The sequence below is a fragment of the Amycolatopsis samaneae genome (assembly GCF_039541975.1).
Classification (GTDB): domain Bacteria; phylum Actinomycetota; class Actinomycetes; order Mycobacteriales; family Pseudonocardiaceae; genus Amycolatopsis; species Amycolatopsis samaneae.
In genome coordinates, this window is the sequence record NZ_BAABHG010000006.1 from 307,128 (window position 1) to 323,517 (window position 16,390).

Below are 16,390 nucleotides of genomic sequence, written 5' to 3' on the forward strand. Positions count from 1 at the left end.
TGGCAGTCTGTTCCGCTACCCGTTGTCGTCACCGTTTTTCGTTCCCCGCCATCCTGTCGATGATCTCGGCGGCGCGGGAAAGCACTTCGCGTTCCTCGTCGCCGAGTTGGGCCAGTTGCCGGTCCAGCCACGCCTCGCGCACGGAGATCGCCTTGCGCACGTAGGTCAGCCCGCTTTCGGACAGCTCGACGATGGCCTGCCGTCCGTCGGTCGGGTGCGGCCTGCGCTCCACGTACCCCAGGTCTTCGAGCGCGGCGATCACCCTCGTCATCGAGGGCGGCTGGACGCCTTCCTTCGCAGCGAGCTGACCGGGGGTCAGCGGGCCGCACTTGTGCAGCGTGGACAACGCGGCGACCTGGGTGAGACTCAGGTCGTCCCCGACGCGCTGTGCCCGGAGCCGGCGGTTGAGCCGGACCACCGCGAGACGCAGACGGCTCGCGAGGGAGCGCTCGTGCGTGTCGCCGGACATATCGTTAGCATACCTTACGAAACATCGTCCCGACGGGTGAACCTCACCACGACCGGGCCTGACCAGGCAAACGATTTACGCGAAGGCGGCCTGGATCGGCCCGACCGCGAAGTACGCGATGAACGCGACCGCGATCGCCCACATGAGCGGATGCACCTGACGGGCCTTGCCGGTGACCGCGCGGATGGCCACGTAGCTGACGAACCCGGCGCCGATGCCGTTGGCGATCGAGTAGGTGAACGGCATGACGACGATCGTCAGGAACGCGGGCAGCGCGATGGAGAAGTCGGTGAAGTCGATCTCCTTGACCTGGGTCATCAGCATCGCGCCGACCACGACGAGCGCCGGGGCGGCCGCCTCGACCGGGACGATCTGGTACAGCGGTGTCAGGAACATCGCGCCGAGGAACAGCACGCCGGTGACGACGTTGGCGAGGCCGGTGCGCGCGCCCTCGGCGATGCCGGAGGCCGATTCGACGAACACCGTGTTCGAGCTCGACGACGCGAACCCGCCCGCCGCGCCGGCCAGCCCCTCGACGAACAGCGCCTTGCCGACGTTGGGCAGCTGGCCGTCCTTGGTGAGCAGCCCGGCCTCCTTGCCGAGGCCGGTCATGGTGCCCATCGCGTCGAAGAAGTCGGCGAGCACCAGCGTGAACACCAGCAACACCACGGTGATGATCGGCAGCCGCGCCCACGCGCCGAACGAGACGTCGCCGAGCAACGAGAGGTTCGGCAGCCCGGCCACGGTGTCCGGCAACGCCGGGTAGCCGAGGTTCCAGCCCTTCGGGTCCACGCCCTTGGACGGCCCGGCCTTGAAGATCGCTTCGACGACGATCGCCAGCACGGTCGAGGACAGCACCCCGATCAGGATCGCGCCCTTGACCCGCTTCGCGACCAGGATGCCGGTGACCAGCAGCCCGACCGCGAAGACCGCGGTCGGCCAGGACGCGATCGACCCGCCGATCCCGAGCCCGACCGGGACCGTGGTGTGCGCGTCGTCCGGGATCCGCCGCACGAATCCGGCGTCGACCAGGCCGATCAGGCAGATGAACATGCCGATGCCGACCGCGATCGCCGACTTCAGCGCGGCGGGCACCGCGCGGAACACCGCGGTCCGGAAGCCGGTCAGCACGAGCACCACGATGATGACGCCCTCGATCACCACCAGGCCCATCGCCTCCGGCCAGGTCATCTGCGGGGCGATGGTGACCGCGACGAGCGAGTTGATGCCGAGCCCGGTGGCGATGGCGAACGGGTAGTTGGCGACCAGGCCCATCAGGATGGTGAGCACCCCGGCCACCAGCGCGGTGACCGCGGCGACCTGCGGCACCGGCAGGATGGCGCCCGCGATGTCCTTGTGCGCGGCGGCGTCCTGCGCCGAAAAGCTGCCGAGGATCAGCGGGTTGAGCACGACGATGTAGGCCATCGTGACGAACGTGACGAGCCCGCCGCGCAGCTCACGCGACACGGTGGAACCGCGCTCGCTGATCTTGAAGTAACGGTCCAGAGTGGACGCCGTCCGCTGCCGCGCCATCGCCTGCCTACCCTCCTGGCCCTCGCGGGGTACCCTTCCCACGTGGGTGAACCGATCGATTCTCCGGACGTTACGAGCTCGTTGCGGGTCACGCCCGAGCTGCCCAAGCGGCTGACCGACCTGACGCCCGTGGTGATCGTAGGGACATCGCTCTGGGCTGTCGCGCTGGTCGTGCTCTTCTTCACCACAAGCGGTGTCTGGGTGCAGACGGCGCTGTCGGGTGTGGTGCTCGGGTTCATCGGGCTGGCCATCATCGCCTGGCAGCGCGCGGCGGCCCGCCGGGGCTCGAAGAGCGCGCAGCGGCTCTAGCGCCCGCGCACCCGGAAGCCGTGGCGCCGGTAGAGCGCCGCGGCGTACCGATTGGCCGGTGCCACCCGCAGTGTCACCCGCTCGGCGCCGTGTTCCCGCGCCCATTCGACCACCGCGACCACCAGCGCGTCGCCGACCCCGCGTCCGCGCGCGAACGGCGCGACCCACATCGAGATCAGCTCGACGACATCGTCCTTCGGCATACCGCTCGCCATTCCGGCCGGTTCGCCGTCGAGCGAGGCCAGCACGTTGAACGAGCCGCTGAGCCGTCGGCGCCAGCGCAGTTCCGTGTCCCCTGGCCCTGTCCAGTCCGCGAGTGCCGCGCCGAACGCCTCCGGCGCGTCCCGCAACGCCGCCAGCCGCATCTCCCGCCACGCCTGCCAGTCCTCGACCGTGAGCACACGCAGCGAGAGCACGGGGTCACCTCAGTTCTGCAGCGTCGCCGGGGAGGGATCGTCGAGCAGCGCGGTGAGCAGGTGGCGGTCGGCCCAGCGGTCGGTGGCCCAGGCGAAGGCACGGGCCAGTCCCTCGGAGGTGTCGGCCGCGTGCAGCCGGTCGCCGGACCACCACGGAACGTCGTGCTCAGTGTCCTTACAGGACACGGTCAGCGTCTCGTGCAGGATCACGCCGCCGTCCGGGATCCGCTCGCCGAGCTGATCGGCGGCGAGCCGCAGCGCGGGCAGCTCGGCCCACGGGACGTACTCGCCCTCGCTGGTCACCTCGGCCGGAAGCGAGCTCGCGAGCGGTAGGTCCAGGAGCTCGGCGAGCCGTTCCGGCGTCTCGGGCGCGACCACGATCGCGCCCGGTGCCAGCACCGCCGCGTACCAGGGCACGTCCAGCACGGCCGCGTCCGGCGCGTCGGCGACGGTGCCGTCCGCGCCGCGGACACCCTCCGGCGGGTCGACCTCGCGCACGTCCACCGGGGATTCGACGAGTTCGGCGTGTGCCCGCGCGGCGAGGCCGGGAGAGATCCGCCGACCCGGATCGCCGAGCCGGAAGAGCAGTTCGCGCACTTCGTCCACAGAGGACAGCTCTAGTCCGGTGCGTACCCCGGCGGCCAGCAGGACTTCCCGGCTCAGGCCGAGGTCGGGGACCTCGTCGTAGAGACCGGTCAGCGTGACGGCGTCCGGCATCCGCCAGGCGTTCGGTGGTTCGCCTGCCAGCAGCGCGTTGCGGGCCAGCCACCAGCCCGCGTGCCCGTCCGGCTCGGTCAGCGCCCGCCAGGTCTCCGGCCGCGCGGCCAGCAGCCGCAGCGCGGCGGGCCAGGCGTCGTCGGCGACGAGATCGAGATCCCGGATCGCGAGCACCGTCGCCGGGGGCCGCGAGCGGGAATCCCACCATTCTTCCTCGTCGGGAAGGTCGTGGTCGGGCTCGTGCGGATCGGCGTCGCCGACCACGGCGAAGGAATCGAGCACCCCGACGGCGACCAGGGTCTCCTTCGGCCAGTCCTCGGCGAATTCCTCGTCCACAACGGACAGTGCGCCGTCATCGGCGTCGAAGACCTCTTCGTCGAAGATGTCCAGCAGCGGCGAGCCGGGCAGGACGAGTTCGTCGGCGCGACGCCAGCCGTCCTCGGCCGGGAGCGCCAGTGCCCGCGCCCACGCGGGCGCGGAGTCCCCGCAGTCGGCGACCAGCCGCAGCACCGCGCCCGCGAGCGTCATCCCGTCCAAACCGGACCGGATGTCCTCGACGCTGCGCTCCACCGCGTCCATGAGCTGATCGGACTCCAGCAGCTCCCGCGCGTCGGCGTGCTTGGCGCCCAGGCGTTCCAGCAGTGGATGCGCGGCCTCGGGATGGACCAGCCGCAGGCCCGGAACGTCCACATCGGACAGTAGTTCGAGCAGTTCGGCCGAGCCCTCGACGAGCAGCGCGCCCCTGGCCCCCGGCAGGGTCCGGCCGTCGGACAGCGGCACCGGGAGACCCTCCAGCGCGTCCGTGGCCAGCACGTGGGTGTCGACGGCGACCGCCAGCGCGGCGTAGAGCTCGCGCCACCACCGGGGTTCCCGCACGACACCGGTGAGCGCGTCGAGCACGTCGCCGATGGTGCACGGCTCGGCCGAAACCGGCTTCAGGATCGCGGCGGCGCCCGGCGGCGCGTCGGCGACCAATCCGGGGATCAGGTCCTTCAGCAGCGGCGCGAGCCCGGGGACGTCGGCGTCGAGCACCCTGGCTTGCCGTCCCGCCAGCTCACCGCCGGACTGCCCGGCCAGCCACGGCTGGTCCGTGAGCACCGCGAGGACGAGCTCACGAATCGTCGCGTCCACAGTGGACTTCGGAAACCCAGCGGCGGGCACCAGCGCGAAGCGGTGTTCGGGCGGCAGCAGGCGAACCAGGCCGACGTACTCGCGCGCCGCCGTCTCCAGTGCCGTCGTGAGCGCCTCGCCGGGCAGCACGCGGCGCCGGGACGGTTCGGTCGGCACCGGCGCGATCAGCCGTGCCGGCAACGAAAGCCGGTCGTCGGTGGGGGTCGGCGCGTGCAGCACGTCCTCGCCGAGCGGCCGCGGCACGCCGGTTTCGCCGACCGGCACCGCCCAGACCGCCGCCCCGCGATGCGTCAGCCAGCGCGTCCGGTCGCCGCGCGGTCCGCCGATCACCACGACGGCGCCGTCCACGGTCCGCGTCCACACCTCGCCGTCGACGTCGAACTCGGCCAGCCACGGCAGGGCGAGCAGCAGGTCGCCGACGTCCCCGGCGAGGCCACGCAGAAGCTCTTCGGCGCCTGTCCCCGCCCGGAGCGGCAGCCGGACCTCGGTGTCGAATCCTTGGGGCAGCGGCGTTTCCTCCGGCGGCACCGGCCAGGGCAGGCGCAGCACCGCGACGTCGCCCTCGCGTCCGGCGGCCGCGCGGGTGCGCTCCGCGGAGAAGGCGACCCCACCCGTCCGCGAGACGACACGCGGCTCGCTCGACACGGTCAGCACGGCCGCGAACCCGACGCCGAACCGGCCGACGGTCTCCCCGGCGTCCTTGCCCGAGGCACGCAGCGAGGCCAGCGACTCGACACCGCGGGCGTCCAGCGGCGCCCCGGTGTTCGCGAACCGCAGCTCACCGTCCACAACGGACACTCGAACGCGGCCGGGCGTGCCGGCCGCCTGCGCGGCGTCGGCGGCGTTCTGGGCGAGTTCGACGAACAGCCGGTCGCGGTAGGCGCCGACGCGGAGATCACCCTCCGCGTTGGTGTCCTCGACGAACCGGGTCGGCGAGTCCTGCCAGGACCGCAGCACCGCGGCGCGCAACCGCTCGGTGCCGAACGGATCGGTCACGGGCGGCTCAGACGTCGCGCTGCTCACCGGCTGCTTCGCTGGTTTCCTTCGCGGGCTCGGTCTCCGGAGCCGCCTCGGCAGCGGCCTCGTGCGCGGCTTCCGGCTCGGGCGCGGCTTCGGCGGCCTCGACCGGCTCCGTCACCGGCACGACGGTTCCGGGCACGGCACTCGCCTCGGGGGCGACCTCGACTGGCTCGACCTGGGACGGCTCGGCGGCGACGGTCTCCTCGGCCACGGCCGTCACGTCGTCGGTCTCGGTCCCGACGGCTTCGACCACGGCGACGGCCGCGGGCTCCGCGACGGCGTCCTCGGTGACCGAAGAATCCTCAGGCACCACGGTCTCAGCCTCAGGTGCGATGGCCTCGGCCTCGGCGACCGAGGCTTCCGGCACGACCTGCGCGGCCTCGGAAGTCTCGGAAGTCTCGCTCGCGACCTCCGTCTCCGTGGCGGCGGCCTCGGGCTCCGAAACGGCCTCCGGCTCCGGGGCGGGCTCGGGGTCCGGCGCCGGGGCGAAGTCGAGCAGGGAGTCGTCGTAGACCAGTTCCGCGACCGGGACCGACGAGGTCACCTCGACCTCGACCTCGGAATGCGCGCCACAGCCGTAGGCGACGTCGACCACGTGCCCGTCCGCCGGGGCGATGTCGTTGGTGCAGGCGCCGAACGCGCCGCGCAGGGAACCGGCGAGCGGCACGAAGAAACCGCAGGTGCCGCAGGAGCCGGGCGCGCTGCGGGCCATGTCCGACCGCGGACCGAACTCGCCGGTGTGCCAGCGCGTCGCGGCGTCCTCGCGGCCGAAGCGGGAGAGCACGTGGACCCGGCCGAGACCGGCTTCCTGCGCGACCTCCTCGACCGCCGGATCGTCGGACTGGACGTAGGCGGGCACGAGCCGCGGGTCGTCCTTGTCCACCGGGAAGATGTCGCCGACCCCGAGGTCACCGGCGCGGACCCGGCGCTCCCACGGCACCCACGCCGGGGCGACCAGTGCCTCCGGGCCGGGAACGAGCGCGATCTCGCTGAGGGTGACCGGACCGTCGACCGACGCCAGCGCGATGGTCGCCGACCAGCGCCAGCCCCGGTAACCGGGCACCGCCGCCTCGAACAGGTGACTCACCGACACGGCGTCCTCGCGGTCGACGCCGACGTGCGCGCCGACCTGCTCGGCGGGCGCCTCCTCCAGCAGTGCCGCGCGCGCGAAGTCCACGGCGTCGGTCAGCTTGCGGTGGATCGAGCCGTCGTCCAGCGTCAACAGCAGGGTCATGGTGCCAATTGTGCCGCACGCGTCTCGACCGCCCATGTCAGGCTAGGTGTCGTGCGGAAGCCGATCATTGTCTCGTTGCTCCTCGTCGCCGCCCTCGGCGGTTGCGCCGCCGCGCCCGCCGCGCCGTCCGCCATGTCTCCCGCCGAGGAGAGACTCCGGGTGCAGGTGCTCGCGACCCTGCCGCACGACACGTCGGCGTTCACCGAAGGGCTCGAGTTCGCGGGCGACACGTTGTACGAGAGCGCGGGGAACGTCGGGAAGTCGACACTGACCGCGGGTCCCGCCGGCGGTCCGCCGACGACCCGGGTCGCGCTGCCCTCGCCGTTGTTCGCCGAGGGCGTGACCGTGCTCGGGCCGCGGTTGTGGCAGCTGACCTGGCGAGACGGCTTCGCCATCGAGCGGGACACCAAGACGTTCGCCGAGTTGCGGCGCGTCCCGTTCGAGGGTGAGGGCTGGGGGCTGTGTCACCAGACGGACGGGCGGCTGGTGATGAGCAACGGCTCGTCGAAGCTGACCTTCCGCGATCCGGTCACGTTCGCCGAAACCGGCTCGGTCGAGGTCGGGACGCCCCAGCTCAACGAGCTGGAGTGCGTCGGTGACGCGGTGTACGCGAACGTCTGGCAGACGAACACCATCCTGCGCGTCGACGCGGCGAGCGGCCGGGTCACCGGGAAGATCGACGCCACCGGCCTGTATGAGCCCAAAACCGCTGGTGAGGACGTCCTCAACGGAATCGCGGCCATCCCCGGCACCGACGAGTTCCTGATCACCGGGAAGTACTGGCCCTCGATGTTCCGGGTGAGGTTCGTCCCGGCCTGATCCGGAAAGCAGGACTGAGCGGGCGCGAACGACCAGCGGTAAGGCAGGATTGACTCGTGGGTATCTTCGGTTCGCGTTCGGGTCCCGACGGCGGTTCGTCCGGCCGGTCGGGTGCTGGTCGTGGCCGTAAGAGCAAGCGCAAGTGGACGCCGGAGCCCGGCGCCGCCACCCAGGCGCGCCCGTGGCGGGACGCGCCGCAGCCCACCCGCGTCGAGCATCCGGTCCCGCCCGCGCAGCCGGTCCCGGCCGAGCAGTCGCGCAGCCGCTTCTACGACGACGTGCCACCGCCGCCGTCTCCCGCGTACCGGCCGCCGCCACCAGCGCCGACACCGACCGCCGACGACGCGCCGACCGGCGCGGTGCCGCTGGGGTACCACCAGCCGCCGCCCTCGCGCGGCGCGCGGCCGTATCCGCCCGATCCCTCACAACGGCGGACCGAGCCGGTCCGCCGGGAGCGTCCGCCGACGCCGCCGAACGGTTTCTACGCCGAACGGCCGCGCAGCGACGAGTACGAGCACTACGACACCGGCGGCTACGCCGGCGAGCCGCGTGACATCCCCCGCGACGTTCCCCGTGACGTTCCCGAGGAGGAAACGGCGTCGCGGACGACCGCGGCGGCGGGCGGCGTGCCGCGGATGCCGAAGAAGATCACCGTGACGCGGGTCGCGGCGCTGCGCAGCCGCCAGCTCACCGGTCAGGCGGTCGGCGCGTTCCAGCGCGCGACGAAGGCCGACGGCGCCGACAAGTCCGGGCTGACGTCGCTCACCTACGCGGTGATGCTCAACTACGCCAGCGACGCGGCGATGGCGATCGCGCTGGCCAACACGTTGTTCTTCGCGGCGACCAGCGGCGAGAGCAAGGGCAAGGTGGCGCTCTACCTGCTCATCACGATCGCGCCGTTCGCGCTGGTCGCGCCGGTGATCGGACCGGCGCTCGACCGGATCCAGCGGGGCAGGCGGCTGGCGATGTGCGTCTCGTCGGTCGGACAGGCGCTGATGGCCGTGGTGATGGCGCTGCACTTCGACGACTGGCTGCTCTACCCGGCCGCGCTCGGGATGATGGTGCTGTCGAAGTCGTTCACCGTGCTCAAGGCGGCGGTGACGCCGCGGGTGCTGCCGCCGGAGATCACGCTGTCGAAGACGAACGCGCGGCTGACCGTGTTCGGCCTGGTGGCCGCGGGCGCGTTCGGCGCGCTGGCGAGCGGGATCAACGCGTTGTGGGGCGCGCAGGGCGCGCTGTGGTTCACCATGCTCATCTGCGTCGGCGCGGCGGTGCAGTCGATGCGGATCCCCGGCTGGGTCGAGGTGACCGAGGGTGAGGTGCCCGCGTCGCTGTCCGCGCAGCCGGATCGCAGGCGCGAGCGCCGCAAGCGCCAGCCGATGGGGCGGCACATCGTCGTCGCGCTGTGGGCCAACGGCAGCGTGCGCGTGCTGACCGGGTTCCTGATGATGTTCGCGGCGTTCGCGGTGAAGTCGCAGATGGAGGGCACCGGGAACAGCCCGTTCACCCAGCTGCTGCTGCTCGGCGTCATCGGCGCCGCGGCCGGTGCGGGCGGGTTCATCGGGAACGCGCTGGGCTCGCGGCTGCACTTCGGCTCGCCGGATCAGGTGCTGCTCGGCTGCGTGGCCGCGTGTGTGCTGTCCACCATCGTCGCGACACTGGCCTCCGGGCTGGCCACGGCGGCGATCGTCGGCCTCATCGGCGCGACCGCCAGCGCGCTGGCGAAGATCAGCCTCGACGCGGTGATCCAGGAGGACCTGCCGGAGGAGTCGCGGGCGTCGGCGTTCGGCCGCTCGGAGACCGTGCTGCAGCTGGCCTGGTGCTTCGGCGGCGCGGTCGGGCTGTTGCTGCCGCCGACGTACTGGATCGGCTTCCTGGTGGTGTCGATCCTGCTCGTGATCGGCCTCGTCCAGACGTTCCTGGTGCAGCGCGGCGGATCGCTCGTGCCCGGCCTCGGCGGCAACCGCGCGGAGCACCCGCAGGCGACCGGCAGCAGGCCGGTCCCCGGTGGGCCGCGGCGGCAGGCGGGCTCGTAGTCTTCGAGCCATGCGACGTTCTCGGGTGGTGGCCCTGCTGGCGGCCGGTGGTTTCGCGGTGGCCGGTTGTTCGGCCCCCGGCCCGGCCGAGGTGACCTTCTTCGCCGACGGTCACACGATCCGGGTGGCCCCGATCACCCAGTGCGATCTCAAGGCGGGCCAGTGCGCTCCGAACCCGGAGGCCGCGGGCAGCCTGAAGGTCCGTCCCGGCCGCCCGGTCCAGATCTCGGTACCCGGCGACATCGCGGAGTCGCTGTGGAAGGTCACCGCGCAGTACGTCAACAGCAAGGGCGAACTCCAGCCGCTGATGGAGAACATCGTCACCTCGCGCGACCGCTACGCCTACACCGTGACGCCGCCGTCGAAGGACGACCAGATCCAGGTCGTCGAGATCGCGCAGGCATCGGTGGTCACCCGCACCGGCAACCCGGAGGACGCGGAGCCGATCATCACGGCCCTGTGGTCACTCCAGGTCCAGCCCGGCTGACAGCTCACGCCCCACGGCGAGAGCAAGGGACCTTTACTAGCGTTGCATGCACGCGCATAGAACGATAGCAAAGGTCCCTTGCTCTCTTTCCGCAGGTCAGAGTGGGCAAAAGACGCGAAAAGTGGCCCGAAGTAGCGTTTTCCGACGTCGCGAATGGGCCATTCGAGACACTCAACGCTGCGACTGCCGACTTCCGGGGCGCCGGGTGCTGAAGGACGCTTTCAGTGCGTTGAGCGCAGTGAAGGACGCCTTCAGCGCAGCGAACGCACCCAAGGCGTCCTTCAGCACATCCCGGCCGTCCGCGATCCCAGCGTCCGACCCACCGCACGAGCGGGCGGTTTAGGGATCGAGGTCCCTGGCGACCGCGCGCATGATCTCGGCGATCTGCTTGGTGTGCTTGCGATCCGGGTAGCGGTTGCGCCGCAGGTCCGGCTGCACCTTGAGTTCGAGCAGCTTGATCATGTCCTCGATCAGGCCATGCAGCTCCTCGGCCGGACGCCGCCGGGCCTCGGCGACCGAGGGCGGCGGATCCAGCAGCCGAACGGAAAGGGCTTGCGGACCACGGCGGCCGTCGGCGACGCCGAACTCCAGCCGCTGACCGGCCTTGAGTCCTTCGACACCCTGGGGCAGCGCGGCCTTGCGGATGTAGACGTCGGCGCCGCCGTCCTGCGTGACGAAGCCGAACCCCTTCTCCGCGTCGTACCACTTGACCTTGCCGGTCGGCACTTCCCTCACCAATCCTTCTGCTGTGCTGCTCACGACGAACGCGCCCGGGGCGTACCCAGGGCGCGCGTCCGCTAAGCGTATCCCGACACAGGCCCTGGGGAGAAGTGGATACCGGCGGCTACTCTCTGCGCTATGAGCACCGCGACGAAGGAGACCGCTGTGAAAGCGAGCGGCAAGCCGTTCCTGATGCGGATCGGCATCGGCCTGTTCGGCCTCGGGATGCTGGCCGTGCTGGCAGTGTTCGTCCTCTTCGCCGCCGGCCTGGAAAACCTGCCGGTGTGGCTCAGCGTCGCCGCCGGCGTGATCACTCCGCTCGGGCTGTTGCTGGGGCTGATCGCGCTGGTCCGCGAGGCGCGGTCCAAAAGCTAGCCAGTGCGGCCCCGCCGCTCCGTCGAGGGTGGCGGCGGGGGCATGGATGGATAGTTCACCCCGCCTCCTCGGCGAGCCACCTGGCGAACCACGCCGGGAACTCCTCGAGCGAGTCGAACACCACGTCGGCGCCTTCGGCTGCCAGGTCCGCGCGGGAACACGGACCGGTGGCGACACCGACCGCGACCGCGCCGGCGGCCCGCGCGCCGTGGACGTCGCCCAGGTGATCACCGACGTAGATCCTGGCGTCGTGTTCGCGGAGCGCCTCGGCCTTCCGCGTCGACCACAGCTCGCCGACGAGTTCGTCGACCTCGAATTCGAGCGCGTCGATGTGCAGCTTCGCGTTCGGCGCGTACTTGCCGGTGACGACCAGCGTGCTCCCGCCCGCGGCGTGCACCGCCCGCAGGGACTCCGCCGCGCCGGGCAGCGCGATCGTGACCGGCACGACCACGTCCGGGTACAGCTCACGGAAACGGTCGACGAGCGCGGGGATGCGGTCCTCCGGGGCACCGAAGCCGCGCAGGCTGTCGTCCAGCGGCGGGCCGAGGTTGGCCGCGAAGTGCTCCCCGTCCAGGGGCAGCCCGGACTCGGCGCCGAGCGTGTTCATCGCCACGAGCATGCCCGGCCGCGAGTCGATCAGTGTCATGTCGAGGTCGAACCCCACGGTGATTCCCACTCCGCCACCGTAGCCGCCGCCCCCGACAGGACCCCATTCCCCAGGAAGACCGGTGTACACGGACCTCCTTCAGGTCAATGCTCTTGACACCGAGATGACCTGTGTCAAGCTGAGGGTGTGGGCGAGATCACCAGCTTCACCGACCGCGTCAAGGCGTCGTTGCGGGAAGCGCTGCTCGAAGCGGCCACCGAACTGCTCGCCGAGCACGGGTACGCCGGGCTGCGTATGGCCGACGTCGCCGCCAGGACCGGGGTGAGCAGGCAAACCGTCTACAACGAGTTCGGGAACAAGGCGACACTGGTCCAGGCCGTCGCCCTGCGCACGGCGTCGGAGTTCCTCGACGGCATCCGGCAGCGCGCGGAGTCCTCGGCCGACCTCCTCGCGGCCATTCACTGTGCCGTCGTCTACACGATCGAACACGCCAGGGAGAACCGCCTGGTCGCCGCCGCGCTCGGCACCGAAGCTGGCGAGGACCTGCTTCCGCTGCTCACCACCAAGGGCGAGCCGATCCTGACCGCGGCCGCGGCGCTGGCCGCCGAGCAGTACCTCGAGTTCGAGCCGGGGATGTCCGCCGCGTCGGCGGCGCTGCTCGCCGAGACGGTGGTGCGGCTTTCGCTGTCGCACCTCACGCTGCCGACGCACTCGGCGGCCGAGGCCGCGGACGCCGTAGTCGCGGTGCTCGAACCCGCCGTCGCGCGGTTCACCGCCAAGGATTCCCAACCGTCCACTGTGTACACATCGGAGTGACACGAAGGGGCCAGCCATGACCGACACACTCGCCGAGCTTCGCACCGGATTCTCCTCGCTGCGCAAGGGCGGGCTGAACTGGGACTCGTTCCCGCTGCGGCTGTTCGTCAAGGGGAACAAGAAGTTCTGGAACCCGGCCGACATCGACTTCGGCCGGGAGCGGGAGGGCTGGGAGTCCCTCGACGACGAGCAGCGCCGGTCGACGACCTACCTCGTCGCGCAGTTCATCGCCGGGGAGGAGGCGGTCACCGAGGACATCCAGCCCTTCCTGCGGGCGATGTCGGCCACCGGCCGGTTCGGCGACGAGATGTACCTGACGCAGTTCTGCTTCGAGGAGGCCAAGCACACCGAGGTGTTCCGGCGCTGGATGGACGCGGTGGGGCTGACCGGGGACCTCCACCCGTTCGTCGGGGAGAATCCGCACTACCGCAAGCTTTTCTACGAGGAGCTGCCGCGATCGCTGCGAGCGCTGGACGAGGACCCCAGCCCGCTCAACCAGATCCGCGCGAGCGTCACGTACAACCACGTCATCGAGGGCAGCCTCGCACTGACCGGGTACTACTCGTGGCAACTGATCTGCACCCAGCACGACATCCTGCCCGGGATGCAGGAACTGGTACGGCGGATCGGCGACGACGAGCGCCGTCACATGGCCTGGGGCACCTTCACCTGCCGACGGCACGTGGCCGCCGACGACTCACTGTGGGACGCCGTGCAGCAGCGAATGGGCGAACTGCTCCCGCACGCGCTGAACATGATCCAGTGGGTTCAGGACCAGTTCGAGGAGGTGCCGTTCGACAACGATCCTGAGGAGCTGATCCAGTACGCCGCCGACCGCGCGCAGCGGCGGCTGGGCGCGATCGAATCGGCGCGGGGAATGCCGGTCGAACAGATCGACGTCGACTACTCGCCCGAACAGTTGGAAGAAACCTTCGGCGAGGAAGACGAGAAGGCGCTCGCCGAGGCGGCCGCGAACGCGAGCTGACGTGAAAGGTTTTCCGCGTGTCCCACGCGGAAAACCCCCTTCACTCAACCACCGGACGCGGTTTCTTTTTCCCGCCATCGTCCGCTACTCGTTCAGGTGATCTCCCTTAGCCCGAAAGAGCATTACCCCGGAAGCGCGACCGTTCGGCGCTGCCACCCGGTCGTGGACTTACATCTCGGTGATCCTCGTAGCAGCGTCGAAAAGCGCATTGCTCATTCACCTAACGCGGACGGGGATACCGATGTGGGGTTTCAGGACGATGGGCACGATGGCGGCGGCGCTGCTCGCCGGTGCGGCGATCACGGCGGCACCCGCCGCGGCGGACACCGACATCGTGGGCGGGCGGCCCGCGTCGAAGGGTGAGTTCCCCTACCAGCTGAGCCTCCGCGACTCCTTCAGCGGCAAACACTTCTGCGGGGCGTCCATTTTGGACAAGCACACCGCGCTCACCGCCGCGCACTGCGTGGCGGACTTCCACGGTGACGCGAGCAAGCTGTACGTCGTCGCGGGGAGCACCAAACTCGACAGCGGCGGCGTCAAGTCCAGGGTCAAGACCATCGTGACGCACAAGCAGTACGACGCCCAGCGGATCGTCAACGACATCGCGATCCTCAAGCTCTCCACCGGGCTTCCGTTCGGTTCCACCGTCCGGCCGGTGGAACCGGCGACCTCGAATCCCGATGCGGGCCACCAGGTCACGTTGAGCGGCTGGGGACTCACGAGCTTCCCCGGCACCATCCCGAACGAGTTGCAGACGCTCACCATGCACGTGCTCGGCCACACCGCGTGCGCACACCAGAACCCGACCTCGCTCCCGATCAGCGCCGGAAACCTCTGCACCACGAGCCCCAAGGGCAAGGGCGCGTGCAAGGGTGACTCCGGCGGGCCGCTGGTCGCGAACGGCAAGCAGGTCGGCGTCGTGTCCTGGGGAGTTCCCTGTGCCAAGGGCTATCCCGACGTCTTCACCAGCGTGGCCGCGTACGGCAAGTGGATCCAGCAGAACCGCTAGGCGTGGCGCGTTTTCGCGGCCGCCTCCAGACCGAGGATGCTGACGGCCTGGGTGCGCATCTCGACCTTGCGGACCTTTCCGGTGACGGTCATCGGGAACTCGTCGACGACGTGCACGTAACGCGGGATCTTGTAGTGCGCGAGCTTTCCTGAACAGAACTCCCGCAGGGCGCCGGCCGTGAGCGGCTCGGCGCCCTCGCGCATCCGCACCCAGGCCATGAGCTCCTCGCCGTACTTCTCGTCCGGCACCCCGATCACCTGCGCGTCGAGGACGTCCGGATGGGTGTAGAGGAACTCCTCGATCTCCCGCGGGTACAGGTTCTCCCCGCCCCGGATCACCATGTCCTTGATCCGCCCGGTGATGTTGACGTACCCGTCGTCGTCCATGATCGCCAGGTCACCGGTGTGCATCCAGCGCGCGGCGTCGATGGCCTCCGCCGTTTTGTCCGCCTGCTCCCAGTAGCCGAGCATCACCGAATACCCGCGCGTGCACAGCTCCCCCGGCTCGCCACGCGGCACCGTGCGCCCGGTTTCCGGATCGACGACCTTGACCTCCAGATGCGGGCCGACCCGGCCCACCGTCGACACCCGGCGTTCGATCGAGTCGTCCGCCCTGGTCTGCGTGGACACCGGGGACGTCTCGGTCATGCCGTAGCAGATCGACACCTCGGCCATGCCCATCCGCTCGATGACCTGCTTCATGACCTCCACCGGGCACGGCGAGCCCGCCATGATGCCCGTCCGCAACGACGTCAGGTCGTAGTCCTCGAAACCGGGGTCCGCGAGTTCGGCGATGAACATCGTCGGGACGCCGTAGAGCGAGGTGCACTTCTCCGCCGACACCGCTTCCAGCGTGGCCTTCGGCTCGAACGCCGGAGCCGGGATCACCATGCACGCCCCGTGCGAGGTGCAGGCCAGATTTCCCATCACCATCCCGAAACAGTGGTAAAAGGGCACCGGGATGCAGACCCGGTCCTGTTCGGTGTAACCGCAGAGCTCGCCGACGAAGAAGCCGTTGTTCAGGATGTTGTGATGGCTGAGGGTCGCGCCCTTCGGGAAGCCGGTCGTGCCCGAGGTGTACTGGATGTTGATCGGGTCGTCCGCCGAGAGCCCAGCCTGCAGCTCCACCAGCCGGGCCCGATCGCCCCGCCGCCCCGCGTCCGTCAGCGCCGTCCAGTCGTCACCGCCGAGCAGTACGACGTGCTCCAGCGCCGCGCACTTCGGGCGCACGTCGGCGATCATCGCGGCGTAGTCCGAGGTCTTGAACGACGCCGCGGCCACCAGCAGCTTCACCCCGGCCTGGTTCAGCACGAACTCCAGCTCGTGCGACCGGTAGGCCGGGTTGATGTTCACCAAGATCGCGCCGATCTTGGCGGTGGCGTACTGCACGCACGTCCACTCCCACCGGTTCGGCGACCAGATGCCGACCCGGTCGCCCTTGCCGATGCCGAGCGACACCAGCCCGAGCGCGAGCGTGTCGACCTCCTCGGCCAGCTCCCGGTAGGTCCACCGCCGCCCCGCCGCGCGATCGACCAGCGCGTCACGGTCACCGAACGCCACCACCGTGCGGTCGAAATTGCCCCCGATCGTGTCTCCGAGCAGCGGCACGTCGGAGACCCCGGAGGCGTAGCTGGGCGTGATTTCGGGCATGGGGACCTCCCAGACGTCGGCGGCTGCGGGCTGAGTCTAAGAACAGCGGTACGCGCCT

The 16,390-nt window shown here is 70.4% G+C and carries 16 protein-coding genes; 8 read left to right on the top strand and 8 right to left on the bottom strand.

The annotated features are described in order from the left end of the window. Positions 1–28 precede the first annotated feature (28 nt). Together ABD987_RS18135 and ABD987_RS18140 are read right to left on the bottom strand one after the other, a co-directional pair. Positions 29–469 carry a MarR family winged helix-turn-helix transcriptional regulator gene (locus ABD987_RS18135; RefSeq protein ID WP_345394311.1) on the bottom strand — a complete coding sequence of 147 codons (441 nt, stop codon included), beginning with the start codon at positions 467–469 and terminating at the stop codon, positions 29–31. Positions 470–544: 75 nt separating this feature from the next. Then, positions 545–2,002: an NCS2 family permease gene (locus ABD987_RS18140; RefSeq protein WP_345394798.1), complete on the bottom strand. Its 1,458-nt coding sequence runs from the start codon at positions 2,000–2,002 to the stop codon at positions 545–547. Between the two features lie 81 nt (positions 2,003–2,083). Between ABD987_RS18140 and ABD987_RS18145 the strand changes: the two genes are divergently transcribed. Then, positions 2,084–2,311: a DUF2530 domain-containing protein gene (locus ABD987_RS18145; RefSeq protein WP_345394801.1), complete on the top strand. Its 228-nt coding sequence runs from the start codon at positions 2,084–2,086 to the stop codon at positions 2,309–2,311. Here ABD987_RS18145 and ABD987_RS18150 read toward each other — a convergent pair. From ABD987_RS18150 to ABD987_RS18160, 3 genes are read right to left on the bottom strand one after another with little or no spacing between them, the layout of a single operon-like run. Beyond that, positions 2,308–2,727 carry a GNAT family N-acetyltransferase gene (locus tag ABD987_RS18150; RefSeq protein WP_345394314.1) on the bottom strand — a complete coding sequence of 140 codons (420 nt, stop codon included), beginning with the start codon at positions 2,725–2,727 and terminating at the stop codon, positions 2,308–2,310. The two genes, ABD987_RS18145 and ABD987_RS18150, sit on opposite strands and share 4 nt — an antisense overlap. A gap of 9 nt (positions 2,728–2,736) precedes the next feature. Continuing rightward, positions 2,737–5,571 (bottom strand): sacsin N-terminal ATP-binding-like domain-containing protein, encoded by a 2,835-nt coding sequence (locus ABD987_RS18155; protein ID WP_345394317.1) that lies wholly within the window; start codon positions 5,569–5,571, stop codon positions 2,737–2,739. A gap of 7 nt (positions 5,572–5,578) precedes the next feature. Beyond that, positions 5,579–6,829, bottom strand: a complete 1,251-nt coding sequence (locus ABD987_RS18160; RefSeq protein WP_345394320.1) for a DUF3027 domain-containing protein — start codon at positions 6,827–6,829, stop codon at positions 5,579–5,581. A 51-nt stretch (positions 6,830–6,880) separates the two neighbouring features. Here ABD987_RS18160 and ABD987_RS18165 point away from each other — a divergent pair, with 51 nt between their 5' ends. From ABD987_RS18165 to ABD987_RS18175, 3 genes are read left to right on the top strand one after another with little or no spacing between them, the layout of a single operon-like run. Continuing rightward, a complete protein-coding gene (locus ABD987_RS18165) occupies positions 6,881–7,648 on the top strand; it encodes a glutaminyl-peptide cyclotransferase (protein WP_345394323.1) in 768 nt (255 codons plus the stop codon). Positions 7,649–7,704: 56 nt separating this feature from the next. Continuing rightward, positions 7,705–9,684: an MFS transporter gene (locus tag ABD987_RS18170; RefSeq protein WP_345394326.1), complete on the top strand. Its 1,980-nt coding sequence runs from the start codon at positions 7,705–7,707 to the stop codon at positions 9,682–9,684. Positions 9,685–9,694: 10 nt separating this feature from the next. After that, complete coding sequence (locus ABD987_RS18175; protein ID WP_345394329.1) at positions 9,695–10,171, top strand: DUF2771 family protein; 477 nt, start codon at positions 9,695–9,697, stop codon at positions 10,169–10,171. Positions 10,172–10,510: 339 nt separating this feature from the next. Here the strand turns inward: ABD987_RS18175 and ABD987_RS18180 are convergent, their stop codons facing one another. Further along, on the bottom strand, positions 10,511–10,897 hold the full coding sequence (locus tag ABD987_RS18180) for a cold-shock protein (protein ID WP_007033367.1): 387 nt from the start codon (positions 10,895–10,897) through the stop codon (positions 10,511–10,513). Between the two features lie 132 nt (positions 10,898–11,029). Here ABD987_RS18180 and ABD987_RS18185 point away from each other — a divergent pair, with 132 nt between their 5' ends. Further along, on the top strand, positions 11,030–11,266 hold the full coding sequence (locus tag ABD987_RS18185) for a hypothetical protein (protein WP_345394332.1): 237 nt from the start codon (positions 11,030–11,032) through the stop codon (positions 11,264–11,266). 55 nt (positions 11,267–11,321) lie between these two features. Here ABD987_RS18185 and ABD987_RS18190 read toward each other — a convergent pair whose 3' ends face one another. Continuing rightward, positions 11,322–11,942 (bottom strand): HAD family hydrolase, encoded by a 621-nt coding sequence (locus tag ABD987_RS18190; protein WP_345394336.1) that lies wholly within the window; start codon positions 11,940–11,942, stop codon positions 11,322–11,324. 126 nt (positions 11,943–12,068) lie between these two features. Between ABD987_RS18190 and ABD987_RS18195 the strand changes: the two genes are divergently transcribed. From ABD987_RS18195 to ABD987_RS18205, 3 genes are all read left to right on the top strand, one after another. Continuing rightward, positions 12,069–12,689 carry a TetR/AcrR family transcriptional regulator gene (locus ABD987_RS18195; RefSeq protein WP_345394805.1) on the top strand — a complete coding sequence of 207 codons (621 nt, stop codon included), beginning with the start codon at positions 12,069–12,071 and terminating at the stop codon, positions 12,687–12,689. Positions 12,690–12,705: 16 nt separating this feature from the next. Next, positions 12,706–13,674: a R2-like ligand-binding oxidase gene (locus tag ABD987_RS18200; RefSeq protein ID WP_345394339.1), complete on the top strand. Its 969-nt coding sequence runs from the start codon at positions 12,706–12,708 to the stop codon at positions 13,672–13,674. Between the two features lie 241 nt (positions 13,675–13,915). Then, on the top strand, positions 13,916–14,683 hold the full coding sequence (locus ABD987_RS18205) for a serine protease (protein WP_345394342.1): 768 nt from the start codon (positions 13,916–13,918) through the stop codon (positions 14,681–14,683). Here ABD987_RS18205 and ABD987_RS18210 read toward each other — a convergent pair. Then, positions 14,680–16,332 carry an AMP-binding protein gene (locus tag ABD987_RS18210; RefSeq protein ID WP_345394345.1) on the bottom strand — a complete coding sequence of 551 codons (1,653 nt, stop codon included), beginning with the start codon at positions 16,330–16,332 and terminating at the stop codon, positions 14,680–14,682. The genes ABD987_RS18205 and ABD987_RS18210 overlap by 4 nt on opposite strands. Positions 16,333–16,390: the final 58 nt, after the last annotated feature.

Bases quoted from the DNA above. Each gene is read 5' to 3' on its own strand.
- ABD987_RS18200 (WP_345394339.1), top strand. From the start codon at position 12,706: ATGACCGACACACTCGCCGAGCTTCGCACCGGATTCTCCTCGCTGCGC.
- ABD987_RS18135 (WP_345394311.1), bottom strand. From the start codon at position 469: ATGTCCGGCGACACGCACGAGCGCTCCCTCGCGAGCCGTCTGCGTCTC.
- ABD987_RS18175 (WP_345394329.1), top strand. From the start codon at position 9,695: ATGCGACGTTCTCGGGTGGTGGCCCTGCTGGCGGCCGGTGGTTTCGCG.
- ABD987_RS18140 (WP_345394798.1), bottom strand. From the start codon at position 2,002: ATGGCGCGGCAGCGGACGGCGTCCACTCTGGACCGTTACTTCAAGATC.
- ABD987_RS18185 (WP_345394332.1), top strand. From the start codon at position 11,030: ATGAGCACCGCGACGAAGGAGACCGCTGTGAAAGCGAGCGGCAAGCCG.
- ABD987_RS18160 (WP_345394320.1), bottom strand. From the start codon at position 6,829: ATGACCCTGCTGTTGACGCTGGACGACGGCTCGATCCACCGCAAGCTG.
- ABD987_RS18210 (WP_345394345.1), bottom strand. From the start codon at position 16,332: ATGCCCGAAATCACGCCCAGCTACGCCTCCGGGGTCTCCGACGTGCCG.
- ABD987_RS18205 (WP_345394342.1), top strand. From the start codon at position 13,916: ATGTGGGGTTTCAGGACGATGGGCACGATGGCGGCGGCGCTGCTCGCC.